This window comes from Thioalkalivibrio sp. ALE25 (genome assembly GCF_000377285.1).
GTDB lineage: Bacteria > Pseudomonadota > Gammaproteobacteria > Ectothiorhodospirales > Ectothiorhodospiraceae > Thioalkalivibrio.
The window spans coordinates 81859-101293 of sequence record NZ_KB897933.1 but is presented as its reverse complement, the minus strand read 5'-3'; the positions used below and the strand labels follow the sequence as shown (position 1 = coordinate 101293).

15 protein-coding genes and 1 tRNA gene are annotated in these 19435 nt (G+C 63.5%); 10 read left to right on the top strand and 6 right to left on the bottom strand.

Annotated features, from left to right (window positions below; translation table 11 throughout):
* Positions 1–30 precede the first annotated feature (30 nt).
* From C996_RS0109385 to C996_RS0109375, 3 genes are read left to right on the top strand one after another with little or no spacing between them, the layout of a single operon-like run.
* Complete coding sequence (locus C996_RS0109385; RefSeq protein ID WP_018867193.1) at positions 31–1008, top strand: ROK family protein; 978 nt, start codon at positions 31–33, stop codon at positions 1006–1008.
* A gap of 37 nt (positions 1009–1045) precedes the next feature.
* Positions 1046–1444: a Co2+/Mg2+ efflux protein ApaG gene (gene apaG / locus C996_RS0109380; RefSeq protein ID WP_018867192.1), complete on the top strand. Its 399-nt coding sequence runs from the start codon at positions 1046–1048 to the stop codon at positions 1442–1444.
* A gap of 13 nt (positions 1445–1457) precedes the next feature.
* On the top strand, positions 1458–2291 hold the full coding sequence (locus C996_RS0109375) for a symmetrical bis(5'-nucleosyl)-tetraphosphatase (RefSeq protein WP_018867191.1): 834 nt from the start codon (positions 1458–1460) through the stop codon (positions 2289–2291).
* Positions 2292–3208: 917 nt separating this feature from the next.
* Here the strand turns inward: C996_RS0109375 and ilvA are convergent.
* On the bottom strand, positions 3209–4723 hold the full coding sequence (gene ilvA / locus C996_RS0109370) for a threonine ammonia-lyase, biosynthetic (protein ID WP_018867190.1): 1515 nt from the start codon (positions 4721–4723) through the stop codon (positions 3209–3211).
* Positions 4724–4825: 102 nt separating this feature from the next.
* Between ilvA and rpiA the strand changes: the two genes are divergently transcribed.
* Together rpiA and C996_RS0109360 are read left to right on the top strand one after the other, a co-directional pair.
* Positions 4826–5488, top strand: a complete 663-nt coding sequence (rpiA, locus tag C996_RS0109365; RefSeq protein WP_026279276.1) for a ribose-5-phosphate isomerase RpiA — start codon at positions 4826–4828, stop codon at positions 5486–5488.
* 18 nt (positions 5489–5506) lie between these two features.
* Positions 5507–5716, top strand: coding sequence for a DUF2905 domain-containing protein (locus tag C996_RS0109360; protein WP_018867188.1), 210 nt, complete (start codon positions 5507–5509; stop codon positions 5714–5716).
* 105 nt (positions 5717–5821) lie between these two features.
* On the opposite strand, the gene C996_RS0109355 is transcribed toward C996_RS0109360, so the two are convergent.
* From C996_RS0109355 to C996_RS14600, 5 genes are all read right to left on the bottom strand, one after another.
* Complete coding sequence (locus tag C996_RS0109355; RefSeq protein ID WP_026279275.1) at positions 5822–6655, bottom strand: rhodanese-like domain-containing protein; 834 nt, start codon at positions 6653–6655, stop codon at positions 5822–5824.
* A 169-nt stretch (positions 6656–6824) separates the two neighbouring features.
* Positions 6825–10667 carry a DUF3683 domain-containing protein gene (locus C996_RS0109350; protein WP_018867186.1) on the bottom strand — a complete coding sequence of 1281 codons (3843 nt, stop codon included), beginning with the start codon at positions 10665–10667 and terminating at the stop codon, positions 6825–6827.
* 152 nt (positions 10668–10819) lie between these two features.
* Complete coding sequence (locus tag C996_RS14320) at positions 10820–10969, bottom strand: DUF3096 domain-containing protein (protein WP_018867185.1); 150 nt, start codon at positions 10967–10969, stop codon at positions 10820–10822.
* A gap of 31 nt (positions 10970–11000) precedes the next feature.
* The gene (locus C996_RS0109340) at positions 11001–11918 is read right to left on the bottom strand and encodes an MBL fold metallo-hydrolase (protein WP_018867184.1); all 918 of its coding nucleotides are present in this window, start codon (positions 11916–11918) and stop codon (positions 11001–11003) included.
* A 967-nt stretch (positions 11919–12885) separates the two neighbouring features.
* Positions 12886–12979, bottom strand: a tRNA-Gln gene (locus C996_RS14600).
* Positions 12980–13049: 70 nt separating this feature from the next.
* Between C996_RS14600 and C996_RS0109335 the strand changes: the two genes are divergently transcribed.
* From C996_RS0109335 to C996_RS0109315, 5 genes are all read left to right on the top strand, one after another.
* Positions 13050–14249 carry a tyrosine-type recombinase/integrase gene (locus C996_RS0109335; protein ID WP_369772455.1) on the top strand — a complete coding sequence of 400 codons (1200 nt, stop codon included), beginning with the start codon at positions 13050–13052 and terminating at the stop codon, positions 14247–14249.
* A complete protein-coding gene (locus tag C996_RS0109330; RefSeq protein ID WP_018867182.1) occupies positions 14236–14511 on the top strand; it encodes an AlpA family transcriptional regulator in 276 nt (91 codons plus the stop codon). The genes C996_RS0109335 and C996_RS0109330 overlap by 14 nt, the downstream gene beginning before the upstream one ends.
* Before the next feature lie 279 nt (positions 14512–14790).
* Entirely contained in the window at positions 14791–16776 is a 1986-nt protein-coding gene (locus C996_RS0109325; protein ID WP_026279274.1) for a class I SAM-dependent DNA methyltransferase, read from the top strand.
* A 230-nt stretch (positions 16777–17006) separates the two neighbouring features.
* A complete protein-coding gene (locus tag C996_RS0109320) occupies positions 17007–18005 on the top strand; it encodes an Abi family protein (RefSeq protein WP_018867180.1) in 999 nt (332 codons plus the stop codon).
* Positions 18006–18109: 104 nt separating this feature from the next.
* The gene (locus C996_RS0109315) at positions 18110–19423 is read left to right on the top strand and encodes a restriction endonuclease subunit S (RefSeq protein ID WP_081623694.1); all 1314 of its coding nucleotides are present in this window, start codon (positions 18110–18112) and stop codon (positions 19421–19423) included.
* The last annotated feature ends 12 nt before the right edge of the window (positions 19424–19435 follow it).

Sequence of the window (19435 nt, the reverse complement as noted above, 5' to 3'; positions counted from 1 at the left end):
CCGGTCACCACGATCCGCTACCATGAACCCATGGACCTGATCGTTGCCGATGTCGGCGGAACCAACACCCGTGTCGCGCGCGCCCGCCGCGAGGCGGATGGCTGGTCCCTGCACGAGGCGCAACGCTACCCGAGCCGCGAGCATCCGGACCTCGCCAGCATCCTTGAGCACTGGCGCCACGAATACGCCACAGTGGATACGTTCGCCGCCGCCGGACTCGCGGTGGCCGGCCCGGTCCATCAGGGCCGGGCACGCGTGACCAACCTGGACTGGCCCGCCCTGGAGGCCGCCAGCCTCGGCGAACGCCTGGGTATGCCGGTCACGCTCCTCAACGACTTCGCCGCCATCGGCGCGAGCCTCGACGCGCTGCAACCCGGCGACTGCGAGACCCTCCAGCACGCGACACCCGATCCGGCGGGCCTGCGCCTGGTCGCGGGGGCCGGCACCGGGCTGGGCACCTGTCTGGTGGGTCCGCCCGGCCGGCCCGCCATCTATCCCGGCGAGGGCGGACACGCGCGCTTCTCGCCCGCCGGGCCCGAAGAGGCCGCGCTGGGCGATTTCGTAAGCCGCGAACTGGGCTACTGCACGCGCGAACACCTGCTGAGCGGGCGCGGGATCGCCCGCATCGGCCAGTTCGAGCTCGACCGGCAAGCGGATCCCGAGCTGGCGGAGGCCCTTGCCGCGCGGGACCCGGCAGCCGCTATCGGCGAACTGGCCCGGGCGGGCCACCCGGCCGCCGAGAACGTGATCGACCGCTTCGTCGGGCTGTATGCCGGACAGCTGGCCGACATGGCCCTGACCGCGCTCCCCACCGGCGGCATTTACCTGGCCGGCGGAATCGCGCCCCGCTGGGTCGACGCCTTCCGTGGCCCGCGCTTTCGCTGTGCCTTCCGGAATCGCCCACCGATGACCCACTTGCTTGAGCAATTGCCCGTGGCCCTTATCATGCACCCCGAACCGGGCCTGCTGGGCGCCGCCGTCTGCGCCAGCCGGTCCGCGACCCCCTGATGCCGGGTCTCCCGCTCAAACCTGGAGCCATAACCGCATGAACCCGCCCCAAGAGCACGACGCCGAAGCCCATACCATCGAGATCGAGGTGTCCACCGCCTACGTGGAGGACCAGTCCGAGCCGGATGACGACCGCTACGTGTTCGCCTATCACGTGGTCATTCGCAACGCCGGCGCGCTGACCGTGCAACTGCTCAACCGCCACTGGATCATCCGCGACGGCCGCGACCAGACGCAGGAGGTCCGTGGCGAGGGGGTGGTCGGCGAACAGCCGAGCATCGCGCCCGGCGACAGCTTCGAATACACCAGCGGCACGGTCATCGAGACCCCGGTCGGCACCATGGAGGGCTCCTACGGCATGCGCGACGAACGCGGCAACACCTTCGACGCGCCGATCCCGCCGTTCACCCTCTCCGTCCCGCGCACCCTGCACTAGGCCGGGCGGAACGATGGCGCTGTACGCCGTTGGGGATCTCCAAGGCTGTCTGGACCCGCTGGATCGACTCCTGGAACAGGTGCGGTTCGATCCGGCGGAGGACCACCTGTGGCTGGTCGGCGACCTGGTCAACCGCGGCCCGGACTCGCTGGGCTGCCTGCGCCGGGTCATGGACCTGGGCGATGCTGCCACGACGGTCCTCGGCAACCACGACCTCCACCTGCTCGCCACCGCACAGGGCGTCCGCACGCCCGGTGGCAAGGACACCCTGCGCCCGGTGCTGGATGCCCCGGATGCCGCGGACCTGCTCGACTGGCTGGCCCAGCGCCCGTTGCTGCACCGCGACACCGCCAGCGGCTGGACCCTGGTGCATGCCGGACTCCCGCCCGCCTGGGACCCGGACACGGCCGCGCGCGAGACCCGGCGCGTGGAGGCCGAGCTGCGCGACCCGGCACGACGCCACGCGCTGTTCGAGGTCATGTACGGCGACGAACCCAGCCACTGGAGCCCCGATCTCGACGGATACGAGCGCCTGCGCTACACCATCAATGCCTGTACCCGCATGCGCTATCTCACCGCGGACGGCGGCCTGGAGTTCGCCGGCAATGGCCCGCCCGAGGAAGCGCCCTCTGATCTCCGGCCCTGGTTCCGGATGCCGGAACGAGCCGCCGCCGGGCACCCGATCGTGTTCGGACACTGGGCCGCGCTGGGCCACCGGGTGGGGGCGGACTGGCTGGCGCTGGACAGTGGCTGCGTCTGGGGCAACTGCATGACGCTTGCCCGCCTCGATCACACCGACGGCGACCCGGCCCGCGTCACCACCTGGCAGACGCCCTGCCCCGCCTGAGCGGCGCGCGGCCGCGCGTCACCACCCTCTGGGGACACGCCCTTCAGCCTGACCGCTTGCCTCGTGGTGGCTGGTCCTGGTTCATCCTTCGGTGTTTACGGTGGCTTCGGTCCACGTACTGCCCGGCGCTGACTCGCCAGCGCGCCGCGAGGTCCTTTCTTGCTTGCCCAAGAAAGGACCCAAAGAAGGGCACCCGGATTTCGCCCGGGGACCTTGCTCCAGGGCTCTCGGGCCGGCGGCGCTGAACTCGCTGCGCTGCGCTTCGCTCAGACATCCAGCGCCTTCTCCCGGCCCGAGAGCCCTTCCGCAAGGGGCTCCATACGGGAGAGGAAGGTCAAGACAGAAGGTATTCCAGCCCCACGACACAACAACGGCCTTGCCGTCCGACAGCCCCCCGGCGCCCGCTTGCGGGCGCGGCACGCAACGGCCAAAGGCCGAGCGTGCCCAGGATGTCGGAAGACCCAGCCTTCATCCACTGGCAATACCATCGGGACGGCCGTTGTCTTGACCTTGAGCCCCCCGTTGTCGTCGCGCCGAGTGGAGAGGATTTTCGCGGGGAAAAGGCGCTGGATGTCTGAGCGCAGCGAGTTCAGCGCCGCCCGCGAAAAGCCTCGGAGCGAGGGAAACCCCGGCCCGCGCAGCGGGCCGGGGTCGCGGCAGTCGGGCGTGTTTCTTGGGTACTTCTTTGCACGAGCAAAGAAGGACCTCGGGGCGCGCTGGCGAGTCAGCGCTCGGCAGTACGTGGACCGAAGGCACCGTAAACACCAGAGGACGAACCAGGCCTAGCCAAAAATCGGCAGGTTGCGGACCGACGGCACCGTAAACACCGGAGGACGAACCAGGACCAGCCACAGCAAGGCAGGCGGCCAGACGACGAAGCTGCCTGCGCTGACGAACAAGCGCCTGGTGAGATGCGGTCAGCGGAGGAAGAGGGAGTAGGCCGGGTTGCCGGTCTCCTCGTGCCACGGATACCCGACCTCCTTCAGGAACTCGCGGAACCGGGCCCGATCCTCGGACGGGATCTGCATACCGACCAGCACACGCCCGTAGGCCGCCCCATGATTGCGGTAATGGAACAGACTGATATTCCAGGTCTGCCCCATATGGGTCAGGAAATTCAGCAGCGCCCCGGGACGCTCCGGAAACTCGAAGCGATAGATCCGCTCGTTGCGGACCTCGCCCCCATGGCCGCCGACCATATGCCGCAGGTGCAGCTTGGCGACCTCGTTCTCGGTCATATCGAGCACCTCGTACTCCGCCCCCTCCAGGGCCTCCAGGATCTCCCGGCGCTCGCGATCACCGCCCTCCAGCTTGATCCCGGCGAACACCTGCGCGTGCTCGTCGTCAGCATAGCGGTAGTTGAACTCGGTGATCCCGCGCTTGCCGATAGCCTGGCAAAACTGGCGGAAACTCCCCGGGCGCTCCGGGATGGTGACCGCGAACAGGGCCTCGCGATGCTCGCCGATCTCGGCGCGTTCGGCCACATGGCGCAGCCGGTCGAAATTGATGTTGGCGCCGCTTAAGACCGCGGCGAAGTTTCCGCCCTGCACGCCCTCGCGCTGGAGGTACTGTTTCATACCGGCCACCGCCAGGGCACCGGCCGGCTCGGCGACCACGCGGGTATCGTCGAAGACATCCTTGATCGCCGCACAGATGGAGTCGGTATCCACCAGCAGGACCTCGTCGACCAGATCGCGGCACAGGCGGAAGGTCTCCTTGCCGACCTGGCGCACCGCCGCGCCGTCGGCAAAGATACCGACCTGCTTGAGGTTGACCCGGCGGTTCTGCTGCAGCGCCTTGTACATCGAGGGCGCGTCGTCCGGCTCCACGCCAATGACCTTGATCTCCGGGCGCAGGCGCTTGATATAGGCCGCCATGCCAGCGGCGAGCCCACCGCCTCCGATACAGACGAACACAGCATCGAGTTCGCCCGGATGCTGACGCAGCAGCTCCATGGCCACCGTGCCCTGCCCGGCAATCACGTCGGGGTCGTCGAACGGATGGATGAAAGTGTAGCCGTGCTTGGCTTCCAGCTCGCGGGCGTGGGCGGCGGCCTCGTCGAAGGAATCCCCGTGGAGTACGGCCTTGCCGCCGAAACGACGCACCGCGGCGATCTTGATCGAGGGCGTGGTCACCGGCATCACGATCACGGCCTTGATGCCGAGGTGGTTCGCCCCCAGCGCGACCCCCTGGGCATGATTGCCCGCGGAGGCCGCCACCACGCCCTTGGCGCGCTGTTCCGGGGTCAACTGGGCGATCTTGTTGTAGGCGCCGCGCAGCTTGAACGAGAACACCGGCTGCAGGTCCTCGCGCTTGAGCCAGAGCGTCGAGCCCAGGCGCTGCGACAGGGTCGGCATCGAGTCCAGGGGTGTCTCTCGGGCCACGTCGTAGACGCGCGCCGTCAGGATCTTCTCGAGATAGGGGATTTGCATGGCGAAACCATAGCATGCGAGCGGTTCACGGTTCCGCTTGTCCCGGGGCCGGAGCAGTCGGTATCCTCAATGGGTTATGGATCGTACATGCGAGAGATGTTGATGAATCAGGACGAAATGAAGAAGGCCGTGGCCGAGGCGGCGCTGGAACGGATCGAGAGCGGCTGGATCGTGGGTGTGGGTACCGGGTCTACCGCGAACTACTTCATCGACGCCCTGGCGGGCATCAAGGGCAAGATCGACGGGGCCGTCGCCTCCAGCGAGGCCAGCGCCGAGCGCCTGCGCGGACATGGCATCGAGGTGCTGGACCTGAACTCCGCCGGCCCGCTGCCGATCTACGTGGACGGCGCCGACGAGGCCACCCGGCACCTGCACCTGACCAAGGGCGGGGGCGGGGCCCTGACCCGCGAGAAGATCGTCGCGGCCGCATCGAAGACCTTCGTCTGCGTGGTCGACGAGACCAAGGTCGTGGACTACCTGGGCGCCTACCCGCTGCCGGTCGAGGTGATCCCGATGGCCCGCAGCCATGTCGCCCGCGCCCTGTCGAAGCTGGGCGGCAACCCGGAGCTGCGCGAGGGCTTCAAGACCGACAACGGCAACGTGATCCTCGACGTGCACAACCTGCGCATCATGAACCCGGTGGAGCTGGAGTCCGAGCTGGACCACATCGCCGGTGTCGTGACCAACGGCCTGTTCGCTCGGCGGCCGGCGGACGTGATGCTGGTGGGTTCGTCCACGGGCGTCGAGGAGATGACCGCCAAGTAATCGGTCGGGGCGACCGCCATGACCGACACGGGCAAGTGGCTGATCGTCATCGGCGGGCTGATCGTGGTGATCGGCCTGCTCTGGCCCTGGCTGGGCAAAATCCCCTGGGGCCGCTTGCCCGGGGATATCGTGATCGAGGGGGAAAACAGCCGGTTCTATTTCCCGATCACCACCATGATCATCGTCAGCGTGGTGATCTCGATCCTGCTGGCGCTTTTCCGGCGCTGACCCGCCGCCAGCGCACGCGCTGTCAAACAAAAGGGCCGGGATCGCATGATCCCGGCCCTTTTTCAGTGCGAAAAACGCGGATGCAGGAAACGCTCCGGGCCTCGCCTAGCGCGCCATCACCTCGTCGTAGAAGCGCTGCAGGCCGCCCTCGAGGAAGCGGTAGTCCTCGACCCCCCGCTCCTCCAGGTGATACTGCAGCCAGCGCACCTGCTGCCCGTTCTGGTCGAAGATCAGCAGCGGGGCACCGTCCCGGCGGGCCTGGTCGACGATCCGATTGAGCGTGTCGATATTCTCCAGCGGCGCGGAGATCTCGCGCCCGGCGAACAGCGAAATCTCGTCGCGTTCCTCGTTGCCACGCACATCCACCACCACGGCATCGTCGTTCTCGCGGACGCGACGGGCAAAGGTGTCGGCCTCCAGCAGACGCGCCTCGAAGGCGTCGTCGGCAATCAACTGCGTCTCGGGGTCCTCGATGGGCTCACCGCGCAGGAGTGCCAGTCCGGGATAGCGTTCCGCCCAGTCCTTGACGCCGGCATCATACGCCTGGGTCGGGCCCAGCCCCGCGGAGTTGGCACGCGCCGCGGCGCGATACGACAGATAGCTCTCACGACCGTTGCAGTAGAACACCAGCGGGCCACCGTGCTGCTCCTCCAGTGCACGGACCTGGTCCTCGAAATCCGGGGCCCCGAGCGGGACGTGATGCGCCCCCTCGATGTGCAGGATGTCGTATTCCAGGCGCGGGCGGACGTCGATCACCGTGGAACGCGACAGCTGACCGCGCAGATCGAACAGGTCCACGGCATCCACACCAAAGCGCTCGTACAGGCTGCGTCCGGGGAACTCGACAAAGGCCTGGGCACTGGCCACGACAGGGGCACCGGCCAGCCCGACACAGAGGGCCATGACGGCAAGGCGGGGACTCAAAGAGCGAAAGGTCATGCGAACTCCCTTGCATGGACGGGTGAACATGCCGCACGCACTGCCGCGGCCCTGTTGGGGCGTATTCGACGCCCGTTGGGCGACGCGGCGAGACGGGGCTTTATTCCCCGGCCCGGCCGCTCGCCTCGCCCGATTGTAGCCAACCCGCACCCTTTGTGTGCAACGGAAACTACAGCAGCACCTTCTCAATCCCGCCCTCTCGCGCGCGGTCGATGAAGTTCTTCTGCCAGCCGTCGCCCATCAGGCGGTTGGCCATCTCGACCACGATGTAGTCGGTATCCAGCCCGGTGTCCTCGCGATAGCGCGACAGCCCCTGCTGGCAGGCCGGGCAGGAGGTCAGCATCTTCACGTTGCCGTTCTCTGCCTTCTCCTCGCCGGTCAGCTCCTTGATGCCCTTGTGCAGCTCTTCCTGCTTGCGGAAGCGCACCTGGGTGGCAATATCCGGGCGACTCACCGCGAACGTGCCGGCCTCGCCGCAGCAACGATCCGACTTCAGGACGTCCTGTCCCATCAGTTTGGAGGCGACGTCGGTCGGCTTGTGCGACTTCATCGGCGAGTGGCAGGGGTCGTGGTACATGTACTGCACGCCCTTGAGCCCCTCGAGCTTCACGCCCTTCTCCATCAGGTATTCGTGGATGTCGAGCAGGCGGCAGCCTGGGAAGATCCGCTCGAACTCGTACTTCAGCAGCTGATCCATGCAGGTCCCGCAGGACACCACGACGGTCTTGATGTCGAGGTAGTTGAGCGTGGTCGCCAGCCGGTGGAACAGCACGCGATTCTCGGTACTGATCTGCTGGCCCTTCTCGAAGTCGCCGCCGGCGTTCTGCGGATACCCGCAGCACAGGTAGCCCGGGGGCAGCACGGTCTGCGCGCCGACGTCGTAGAGCATGGCCAGCGTCGCCAGCCCCACCTGGCTGAACAGGCGCTCGGAGCCGCAGCCGGGGAAGTAGAACACCGCATCCGAATCCAGATCGGTCTTCACCGGGTCGCGCAGGATTGGCACGTAGCGCGAATCCTCCAGCCCCAGCATCTGCCGCGTGGTCTGGCTCGGCAGGCCGGCGGGCATCGGCTTCTTCACGAAGTGCACGACCTGCTCGTGCACCGGCGCCTTGCCGGTGGTCGAGCGCGGGGTCTTGCCCTCGCCGGTCAGGTTCAGCTTCTTGAACGCGAAGTGCCCCAGACGCTGGGCGGCATAGCCCATCTGGATCGCGCCCTTGCGGATGCCCTTGATGGTGGCCGGATCCTTCGCGTTGAGGAAGGCCATGGACATCATCGTGGCCGGCGTCGCCTTGCGCTTGCCCTTCTTGTTGAGGATCGAACGCATGTGCATGGTCACGTCGCCAAAGTCGATGTCGACCGGGCACGGATTCAGGCACTTGTGGCAGATCGTGCAGTGATCCGCGACGTCGTTCATCTCCTCGAAGTGATTGAGCGACAGCCCGCGGCGGGTCTGCTCCTCGTAGAGGAAGGCCTCGACGATCAGTCCGGTGGCCAGGATCTTGTTGCGCGGCGAGTAGAGCAGATTGGCGCGCGGGACATGCGTATTGCACTCCGGCTTGCACTTGCCGCAACGCAGGCAGTCCTTGATCTCGTCGTTGAGATCGCCCAGTTCGCTCTGCTCCAGGATCAGCGCCTCCTGCTTCACCAGACGCAGCGAAGGGGTGTAGGCATTGGACAGCCCGGAGCCCTCGAGCAGCTTGCCGGCGTTGAACACGCCGTTCGGGTCGACCTGCTTCTTGTACTTCGCGAACGACTCGATGCGCTCGGGTTCCAGGTACTGCATCTTGGTCAGGCCGATCCCGTGCTCGCCGGAGATCACCCCGTTCAGCTCGCGCGCCAGGCGCATCACGTCGTCCACCAGACGCTCGGCCTGGTGCATCATCTGGTAGTCGTTGGAGTTGACCGGGATGTTGGTGTGCACGTTGCCGTCGCCCGCATGCATGTGCAGGGCGATGAACAGCCGGCTGGTCAGCACGCGGTCGTGGATCCCGGCCAGGCGCTTGCGCACCGGCTCCAGCTGGTGGCCACCGAAGATCTCGAACAGCGGGCGCTCGACCTCGGCGCGGTAGGAGATCCGCAGGCTGCGCCGCAGCAGCAGGTTCATCAGCTTGTCGTGGTCGCGACGGTCAGCGCGGGCCGACTCGTCGAGCAGCTCGTCGCACTCCGACGCGAGCGTGAAGAAGTTCTCCGAGATCGCCTCCCAGCGCTTCTTCACCGCCTCCAGGACCTCCACGGCGCGCTCGCGCTTGGACTCGAACCACTGCTGACCCTCGCCGCCGGTGTCCTCCAGCAGCTCGCGCAGTTCGGGATGGTCGCCGCGCATGCACTCCAGCACCTCGTCGACCATGGTCAGCTTGTTCTTCAGCGACTCGCGCACGTTCAGGGATTCGATCCCCTCGGTGTACTCCGCCAGACGCTCCAGCGGGATCACCACATCCTCGTTGATCTTGAAGGCGTTGGTGTGGTGGGCGATCGCCGCGGTGCGGGCGCGATCCGCCCAGAAGCGCTTGCGCGCCTCGGGGCTGACCGCAATGAAGCCCTCGCCGTTTCGGGCATTGGCCGCGCGCACCATGCTGGCGGCCAGCCGACCCAGCGCATCCTCGTCGTCGGAGACGATATCGGCGACCAGCACCATCTTCGGCAGGTCGCCGCGCGCGCCTTTCGGCGTGTACTTGACCGCGCGTACATAGCGCTCGTCCAGGTGCTCGAGGCCGGCCAGCAGGACGTCGTCCTCGGCATCCACCGCGTCCTTGATCTCGACAATCGCCGGGACGGCCTGGTGCAGGTCGGTCCCGTAGAACTCGAGACACACGGTGCGGATGTTGTCGGGCATGCGGTGCAGGATGAACTCGGCCGAGGTGATCAGGCCGTCACAGCCTTCCTTCTGGATGCCCGGCACGCCCATCAGGGCCTTGTCGGTCACGTCCTTGCCCAGGCCCAGCTTGCGGAAGCGCTGCCCCGGCATCTCGAGGATCTCGGGCTCGCCCTTCGGGGTCTTGCCATCCGGCTGATAGCGCGTCACGCGGAAGCGCACCGTCTCGGCGTCGTGGATCTTGCCCAGGTTGTGATCGAGGCGCTCGATGTACATCCACTCCGCCTCGGGCGTGACCATCGTCCAGGCCGCCAGGTTGTCCAGCGCGGTACCCCACAGCACGGCCTTCTTGCCACCGGCGTTCATCGCCACGTTGCCACCGATGGTCGAGGCATCCTGCGAGGTCGGATCGACCGCGAACACCAGGCCATTGCGATCGGCCAGTTCGGAGACGCGCTTGGTGACCACGCCGGCCTCCACGCGCACCACCGGCACGTCGTGCTCCACGCCCGGCAACGGTCGCCGCTTGACCTCGCCGAGGCCCTCCAGCTTCTCCGTATTGATCACCGCGGAACGCTTGGACAGCGGGACCGCGCTGCCGGTGTAGCCGGTGCCGCCACCGCGCGGAATCACCGTCAGGCCCAGTTCGATGCAGGCCGCGACCAGCGGCCCCATCTCTTCCTCGGAATCGGGGGTCAGTACCACGAACGGCAGTTCCACGCGCCAGTCGGTCGCGTCGGTCACGTGGGACACCCGCGCCAGCCCGCCGAACTGGATATTGTCCTTGTGCGTGAGGCCCTTCATGCGCTTGCGCACCTGATCGCGCAGCGCCGCGGTGTCGGTGAATTCCTTGGCAAAGGCGGACACCGCCGCCTGTGCACGCTGGGCGAGCTTCAATGCCTTTTCGTTGCCGTCGGCCCGGGCCGTGATCTGGTCCAGGCGATGCTGCATGGCGTCGATCAGCGCCTTGCGGCGCTTCTTGTCCTCCAACAGGTCGTCCTGGATATACGGGTTGCGGGTGACCACCCACATGTCCCCCAGGACCTCGAACAGCATGCGCGCGGACACGCCCGTCCGCCGCTCTCCACGCAGCTCGTTGAGGAGATCCCAGGTATCGGATCCCAGGAAACGGATAACGATTTCGCGGTCAGAGAAGGAGGTGTAGTTGTAGGGTATTTCTCGAACGCGTTCGGCGGTCATTGAGGCGTGGCCCCCCGATCAAAGTGAGGCCAAAGAGTAACGGGTCCGCGCGCCCTGCGCATGAAGTCGCACTGTTGGTCCATGCTTTTGGGCACCAAACTATCCCCCGGGAACCACCCGGGCTCGCGGCCCGGGCGGTCCCGCTGTGTGCCCTACCAGTGGGCCAGGAGCCCCAGCACCCCGATCACGATCAGGTAGATCGCGACGATGTAATTGAGAAGTCGGGGGCGGATCAGGATCAGAATCCCCGCCACCAGCGACAGGATGGCCATCAGCAGGCTCGGGTCAATATGCAGCGTCATGCAGCGACTCCCTTGCCGAACGCCGGCGCGTTCAGAACAGTTTTTCTTCCATCTCGAGATAGACCGCGTTGGCATTGCTGCGGTTGGTCTGCTCGAAGGCCGGGAGATCCTCGTAGTCGCTCCAGTCCATGGCCGCGTAGGCCTCGTCGAAGGTCTCCATGTTCTCCACGGCCGCGCCCATGTGCTCACGCAGCTTCACCAGGTAGTCACGCGTAAACTTCACCGCGCGGCTTGCCTGATCGGTGGCCTCGCCATGCCCCGGGACCAGGAATTTCAGGTCCATCTCCATCAGTTCTTCCAGACGATTGACCCAGTTCTCCGAATCCAGCGCGTCGTCCCCCAGAAACGGGATACGGCCGTCAAAGACGATGTCGCCGGCAAACACCACGCCCGTCTCCTCCACCACCATGATGATGTCGTCGGGTGAATGGGCCGGGCCGGCGTGCACGCAGCGAAAGGTCTTGCCGCCAAGACGGATGGTGTACTCGTCATCGAAGAACTCGTCCGGCGGGATGATCTGCGTGTCCTCGTCCACCCATGGGCTCAGCACTCCGCGACGCTGTTCCAGCCGCGCTACCGCGCCCGGCCCGCCGAGGTAGTCGCGTGCCCGTGCCTGGCCGATGATCTTCGCGTCGGTATGGTCGGCGAACGCCTGCAGGCCGTAGATGTGGTCCGCATGGTAATGCCCGGCGATCACGTACTTGATCGGCTGGTCGGTCACCTCACGGATCCGGCGGATCATCTCGAAGCCCAGCGGCGGGGTCCCCAGGGCGTCGTAGACCACCACCCCTTCGTCGGTCACAACGAATCCGGCGTTCGATGTGTGCCCCTGGTTGTCGGGGTCCGGGATGCCGGAGATCCCGATCATGTACCAGGTGTCCGCGCCCTCCACTTCGTGGGCGGTGGTATCGACGGTCACGGGCTCGTAGGGGTTATCGGGTACCGACATCTTTGCTCCACTCCTCTTCTTGATGCGTATCCATTCGGCCCGTGGACGGGCTCTGGGTTATTGGACGGAGAAAAGACCGGAGAATTCCCTGCAATTCCCGATCCCCGCCCGGGGATTGTAGCGGAGCCGGGGACAACGATGAGAAGCCACTCGAGGAGCACAATCCAGAGGAGGACGAGCCAACAGCCCTCCACCTCCGGCAGGACGCAGATTGACGCCGCAGGGCCTGAGGGAGTCATTGCCACTCACGGGCGCGATCGTGCCTGACCCGTGCCAGAAGCACCGCATGGTTGGTTGCCCGTCAATGCTGAAATGCGGACATGCCAAACCGAGGGGCACACCGCCATGGCTGAGGGACCAGGATGATTCGACGGCTGCGCCGCCTCACCCCTTCGGGGCTGCACGCGCGGCGCGCGCGCAGTGCTTCGCTGCGCTTCGCCGAACCTTCCAGGTTCGAACCCTGGACTCGCTCAAATATCCATAGAAAAGGGCCCCACGAGGGGGCCTTTTCCGAAGGTAGCGACCAGTTTGAGGCAAATGGCGGGGAGCCCCATTGAGGGGCACACCGCCATGGCTGGGGGACCAGGATGATTCGGCGGCTGCGCCGCCTCACCCCTTCGGGGCTGCACGCGCGGCGCGCGCGCAGTGCTTCGCTACGCTTCGCCGAACCTTCCAGGTTCGAACCCTGGACTCGCTCAAATATCCATAGAAAAGGGCCCCGCGAAGGGGCTTCACCTGAAGGAGTGACCATTCTGAAGCAAATGACGGTGAGCCCCATCGAGGGGCACACCGCCATGGCTGGGGGACCAGGATGATTCGGCGGCTACGCCGCCTCACCCCTTCGGGGCTGCACGCGCGGCGCGCGTGCAGTGCTCCGCTGCGCTTCGCCGAACCTTCCAGGTTCGAACCCTGGGCTCGCTCATATATCCATAGAAAAAGGCCCCACGAGGGGGCCCTTTTCTATGGATGGCTGGGGGACCAGGATTCGAACCTGGGTTGACGGAGTCAGAGTCCGTGAGCTCGCGTTTCCTAGCGATTCCTCCGCTACCACATACCCCCTAAAAACAGGAAGTTCGACTATACTGCGTTTCCCACGGATTCCCCGAGTTTCCTGCTGCGCGTGGTCCAGGCGTGATCCACGCGGCCATTCACCAGAGAGGCACAGTGAAAGCCCAGATCACCGACCGATTGATCAAAGACCTTGCAACCCCCACCAAACGATGCTGGGTGATGGATACGAAGCTCCCCGGGTTCGGCCTCAGGATGAGCCCGAACGGAAAGAAGGTCTTCGTCTACCGCTACCGCATTGGAGCCCAGCAACGGACCTACACGATCGCGGCCGTCGAGAAGATTCAGTCCAGTCGAGCTCGTGAGCGCGCAAGAGAACTCTCCACAATGGTAGCCCAAGGAACTGACCCGGCCACCGAAAGAGACGCCAGGCGCGGAATGCCTCTTTTCCGCGAGTGGGCAACCACTTACCTCGAAACCACTCACAAGCGCAGCATCAGCGACGACGAGGGCAAACTTAGGAATGTCCTACTACCGGAGTGGGGATCAAGGCCCATCGACTCGATTCGCCCCGATGACATCAGGCGATTGTTGTCCAAAATCCAGAACAAGGGGCTCAAACCCGGGACCGTCAACCGATACAGGTCGCTGATCTCGGCTCTGATGTCGCGCGCCGTCGACGCGGGCCACATCACTCAGAACCCGGCGGCAAAGGTTCCAAAACTAGCTGAGAACAACGAGCGGGTCCGAATGCTCTCGGATGAAGACGCAGCCAATCTCCTCAGAGCGCTCGAAGCAGAACCCCTGAACTCTCGAAACGCCATCCTCATGTGCTTGTTTACGGGCCGCAGACGCGGTGATGTCCTGTCGATGACATGGGACCATATAGACTTCGAAAGGGCCTCGTGGCACATTCCGCGCGGCAAAGACCAGCGGGCACACTGGGTCCCCCTTCCCAAGGAGGCTGTGGCCGTTCTTCTGTCCCAGAGATCCAACCGGATTGCAGGCTCAAACTACGTCTTTCCTGGACGCCATGGCCGCGACCGCTTGGCGACGGTCCAAAAAAGCTGGAAGAGTGCGGCATCGAAAGCAGGGCTCAGGGATTTCCGACTACATGATCTACGGCACAACTACGCCAGCCGAGTAGTGCAGGATCTTGGCAGCCTCTACGTTGCGGCCCAGCTCTTGGGACATAGCGACCTCAGGACCACACGCCGGTATGCGCACCTGACTGACAACACACTGGCAACCGCCGCTCAGGGCGTTGCCAGCTCCATATCCCAAGAAGTGAAGCCCCCCGAGGAACCACATGAAGTGGACTGAACTTGACGACGATCAACACCTAACCACTGACCAGCTGGCGAGTTGGTTGAACGTTTCCAAGTCGCAGCTCAACAAAGCACGGATGGCACCGGGCAAAGGTCCGGAGTTCGTCCGCATTGGCACCGCTGTTCGCTACAGAGTTGGCACTGTTCGGACCTGGCTTCAAGAAAAAGAACAGCACAGCATTCGGTCACACTTCATGTTGGACATGGACGATAGCGAGCTACCTCCGCCGGAAGTGGTCGACGAATGGCTGTCTTGATTGTAAGTCGAGAAGCCCGCCCACCAGCCTCCGCTCATCAAGCAGCCTCAGGAGGCTGGAGGCAAAAAGGGGCATAGGGATACGCTCGGAGCTGGAGACTCACAGGCCTCCTTCAGACCGCACTCGCGCCGGCCGACTCCAGCCCGCCCCCGAGCTTCGGAAGGCTCCATCTAGCGATTGATAGTCAGTCCAGGCGTCGGTCGAAGCCCGCGGCGTCCTTACAGGCACATGGCCGATCGGTATGATCACGCGGTAACGCAACGTGGCCAGGGAGCCCCAGTGAACGACGAGAACCACAGCGAAACCGCCGCCTTCATCTGGTCGGTAGCCGATCTCCTGCGTGGTGATTTCAGGCAGTCCCAATACGGACGGATCATCCTGCCCTTCACTCTACTCCGGCGTATGGAGTGCGTCCTAGAACCCACCCGAGAGCGCGTTTTATCGGCAGCGAAAGAGCACACGAAAAAACCCGCTGCCGTGCGCGAGAAGGTTCTCCTCAAGGCCGCAGGTCAGCAGTTCTACAACACCTCGCATCTGACCCTCGCCCGTCTTTCGAGCACCCAGACTCTCGCGGATCTGAGCACCCTGCTGGGCTCATTCAGCACCGATGCTGGAGAGATCTTCGAGCACTTCCATTTCGAGGGTTTCCTCGATCAGCTCAATACGAACAATCTGCTCTATCAGGTGGTGCAGCGCTTCGCCAGCATGGACCTCAGTCCCCAGCGCATCAGCAATTTCGGCATGGGGCTGATCTTCGAGGAGCTGATCCGGCGCTTTGCGGAGTCCTCCAACGAGACGGCAGGTGAACACTTCACGCCCCGGGACATCGTTCACCTGACCACATCCCTAGTCCTCACTGGTCAGGAACACAAGCTGAAGCCCCATGGCATCGTCACCATCTACGACCCCACGGCGGGCACGGGAGGATTCCTCTCCGAAGGCGACGAATACATCCAGCAGGTAAGCAACCAGGTCGACACGTCCCTGCTGGGGCAGGAGTTAAACCCAGAGTCCTACGCGATCTGCAAGGCAGACATGCTCATCAAGGGCAAGGACATCCGCAACATCAAGTGGGGCAACACCCTCTCGGATGACCAGCACCCGGATGAGCGTTTCGACTTCATGCTCTCCAATCCTCCTTTCGGCGTGGAGTGGAAGAAGGCCGAGAAACAGATCCGAAAAGAACACCAGCTCAAGGGCTTCGATGGTCGCTTCGGCCCGGGTCTGCCCCGGGTGTCGGATGGTTCGCTGCTGTTCCTGATGCACCTGGTCAGCAAGATGCGCGACCCCAAGGATGGCGGCTCCCGGATCGGGATCATCCTAAACGGCTCGCCCCTGTTCACAGGCGGGGCTGGCAGCGGGGAGTCCGAGATTCGTCGCTTTCTGCTGGAGCGTGACCTGGTGGAAGCCATCGTCGCCCTACCCACCGACATGTTCTACAACACCGGCATTGCGACCTACGTCTGGCTGCTCTCGAACAACAAGCCAAAAGCGCGCAGGGGCAAGGTGCAGCTCATCAACGCCAACCAGCGCTTTACCAAGATGCGCAAATCCCTGGGCAGCAAGCGCAATTATCTCGATGACAACCAGATCAACGAGATTGTCCGGACCTATGGCTACGGTGCTTCCGAGGACACACCCGAAAGCAAAACCTTTCCTAATGAGGCCTTCGGATATCGCCGAATCACGGTCGAACGCCCGCTGCGCCTGAACTTCCAGGCCAGCCCCGAACGCGTCCAGCGCATGCTGCTCGAGAAACCCATCCAGAAACTCGACGAGACGACCCGCCTCGGCGTGCAGGCCGCCTGCGAACGGCTGGATGCCAACCGCGTCTACGCCAGCCGGGAGACCTTCCTGAAAGACCTGAATGCCGAGCTCAAGGATCTCGGTATCAAGCTCGGCGCCCCGGCGATCAAAGCCATCTGGAACGGACTGGCCGAACGCGACCCCAAGGCGGAGATTTGCACAGACAAGAAGGGTGCGCCGGAACCGGACAGTGACTTACGCGACACCGAGAACGTCCCGCTAAGCGAGGACGTCTTCGACTACTTCGAGCGGGAAGTGAAACCCCACGTGCCCGACGCCTGGATCGACGAAACCAAACGGGACGAAAAAGACGGCGAGATCGGCATCGTGGGCTACGAAATCCCCTTCAACCGGCATTTCTACGTCTTCAAGCCGCCGCGGCCTCTCGAAGAGATCGACGCAGACCTGAAGGCCTGCACTGACCGCATCAAGAAGATGATCGACGAGCTGTCGGCGTGAGAGTGCGACCCACTTCGGCTAACGGATTACCCTAGGCCCATGATTGGCCTGCCTTTCTCGCTGAAACACCTTCGGCGAATAACTCTCCGTTATCCATTCATAATCCATATCTATTGGCTTCGTCAGGGTATGTGTCCTATTGTCTGCGCCAACAGACCCGCCAAGCCTATGCCAACCCCTGCGGAAGGTAAGCTCAAATCGTGCGGGTTTTTTATTGCCTGGAATTGGGCATGAAGAAAGCCTTTAGCAAGCCATCGCTCACGGTCGAAGAGCAGTTGCAGTTGCTCAAAGACCGAGGTCTCACCATCCTCGACGATGGGCGCGCGCAGTTGCTCCTCGAGGTCGTGAGCCTTTTCCGGCTCAGCCCCTACATGCGCCCCTTCCAGCATGAGGGCAATCCTGATCATCAATTCCACGATGGCACCTCGCTCCGTCAGGTGGTCACCGTCTATCGCTTTGATCGTGAACTCCGAAACTTGGTGATGGACGCTCTGGAGCGGGTAGAGGTTGCTGTCCGCGCGACCATCTCCAACCGCATGGCCCCACTTTTTGGGCCACACTGGTATCTTGATCGATCTCACTTCAAAGACGGCTACTCTCATGACCGCTTGATCCGGGAACTCACCCAGATCATGACCAATGAAAGCGAGCGTTTTGATCGAGAAGTGCAGAAGATCAATAGCAGCCAAGTAGAACCATCGATCAAACAACATCGCATCGAGCACCGGAAACGCGATAACTACTTTCGCTACTACGGTGAGACCTATGGCAGCCCTGAGCTACCGCCCTCCTGGGCCATGCTCGAGGAGTTGAGCCTCGGGCAGCTTTCGCACCTATATAAGGGAATCGCACGCGACAACGACCGCAAGAGGATCGCCAAACGCTTCGACCTACCTCAAGAGGTGCTCGGCTCCTGGCTGCACACGTTTACCTTTGTGCGTAATTGCTGTGCCCATCATTCCAGGCTGTGGAACCGCGAGCTGAGCATTCCACCACGGCTGCCCAAATCGGGCGCCTGGGCACAGAGCCATCCCTCCAACAAGCCGAGGACTGACAGACGACTCTTCACAGTGCTCCTGATGCTCGCCCACCTCATGACCCGCATCAGCCCAGACAGTCAGTGGCGCCAACGTTTCGAATCCCTGATCAGCGACTATCCGGGAATTCCGTTACCGGCTATGGGGATGCCAGAAGACTGGAGAAGCCATCCCGTCTGGGCGGCACAATAGGACACTCCGCGCATGCGCACTCAACGCTCTACTTGCTGCCTCATAGGCCTTTCTAACTCACGGAAACGGCGCTGCGGGACATCCTGCCCTCGCGAGTTATAAATATGAGCTTCCCGACGTATCCCGAATACAAGAATTCCGGTGTTGAGTGGCTCGGAGAGGTGCCGGCGCACTGGACTGTCGCTCCTCTCAAGCGATGCGCGACCATCTACAACGGAAAAGACCATAAGGACGTAGAAACCGAAGATGGTGACTTCCCTGTAATTGGCTCTGGCGGCGAATTCTCTCGCGCCTGCAACTACCTATACGACGGCGAATCGATCCTCTTAGGCCGAAAAGGCACCATAGACAAACCACTCTATGTAAATGGAAAGTTTTGGACTGTCGACACGATGTTCTATTCCATCGCAAGTCCTCAATCGAATGGGAGGTTTCTTTATTATTCGGCTCTAAAGATACCGTTCTCTATGTATTCAACGAACACTGCCTTGCCCAGCATGACTCAGGAGTCACTTTCCGGGCATTTGATGGCAATTCCTCCGCTGGTTGAGCAAGCCACCATCGCCTCCTTCCTCGACCATGAAACCGCGAAGATCGACGCGCTGATCGAGGAGCAACGACGCCTGATCGACCTACTCAAAGAAAAGCGGCAGGCGGTGATCTCCCATGCCGTCACCAAAGGCCTTGACCCCAACGCGCCCATGAAGGACTCCGGAGTCGAGTGGCTGGGCGAGGTGCCGGCGCATTGGAGGGTTGTGAAGGTAAAGCATGCCGCGAAGCTCGAAAGCGGCCACACTCCGAGCAAGGCCAACCCGGAATATTGGGATGGAGGTATCCCATGGGTCTCCCTGAATGACAGCAAGGCTCTAGCACAACACGACTACATCGCCAACACGCGGTTTTCTATCAGCAGCGCAGGGATCGAAAATTCGTCGGCCCGGATGCTACCTCCCGGCGCGGTCGTATTCACTCGAGATGCGACAATTGGTCTTGCGGCGATAACGACCAAGGAAATGAGCGTTTCCCAGCACTTAATTGCGTGGCTATGTCACGCGGATCGCGTGCTTCCTGAATACCTCTTGTTGGTCTTTTACAGCATGCAGGGCGAGCTTGAACGGAACACTTTCGGTGCAACATTAAAAACCATCGGAATGCCCGATATCAGGCGGCTGTGGATGCCACTTCCGCCCCTCTCCGAGCAGCGCCGCATCGTAGACTCAGTGTTCCAAAGGAGGGAGAAGTTATCCGAGATGATCGAACAAGCGGAGAACGGTATTCAGCTCTTGCATGAGCACCGCTCGGCCCTGATCTCTGCCGCCGTGACCGGCAAGATCGACGTTCGCGGATGGCGGAGTGCCTCCACGCCGGCCGAAACGGACTACCCCAAGGCCGCGGAAGATGCCGCTCGCTATGGCTAGTCTGCGCACTCC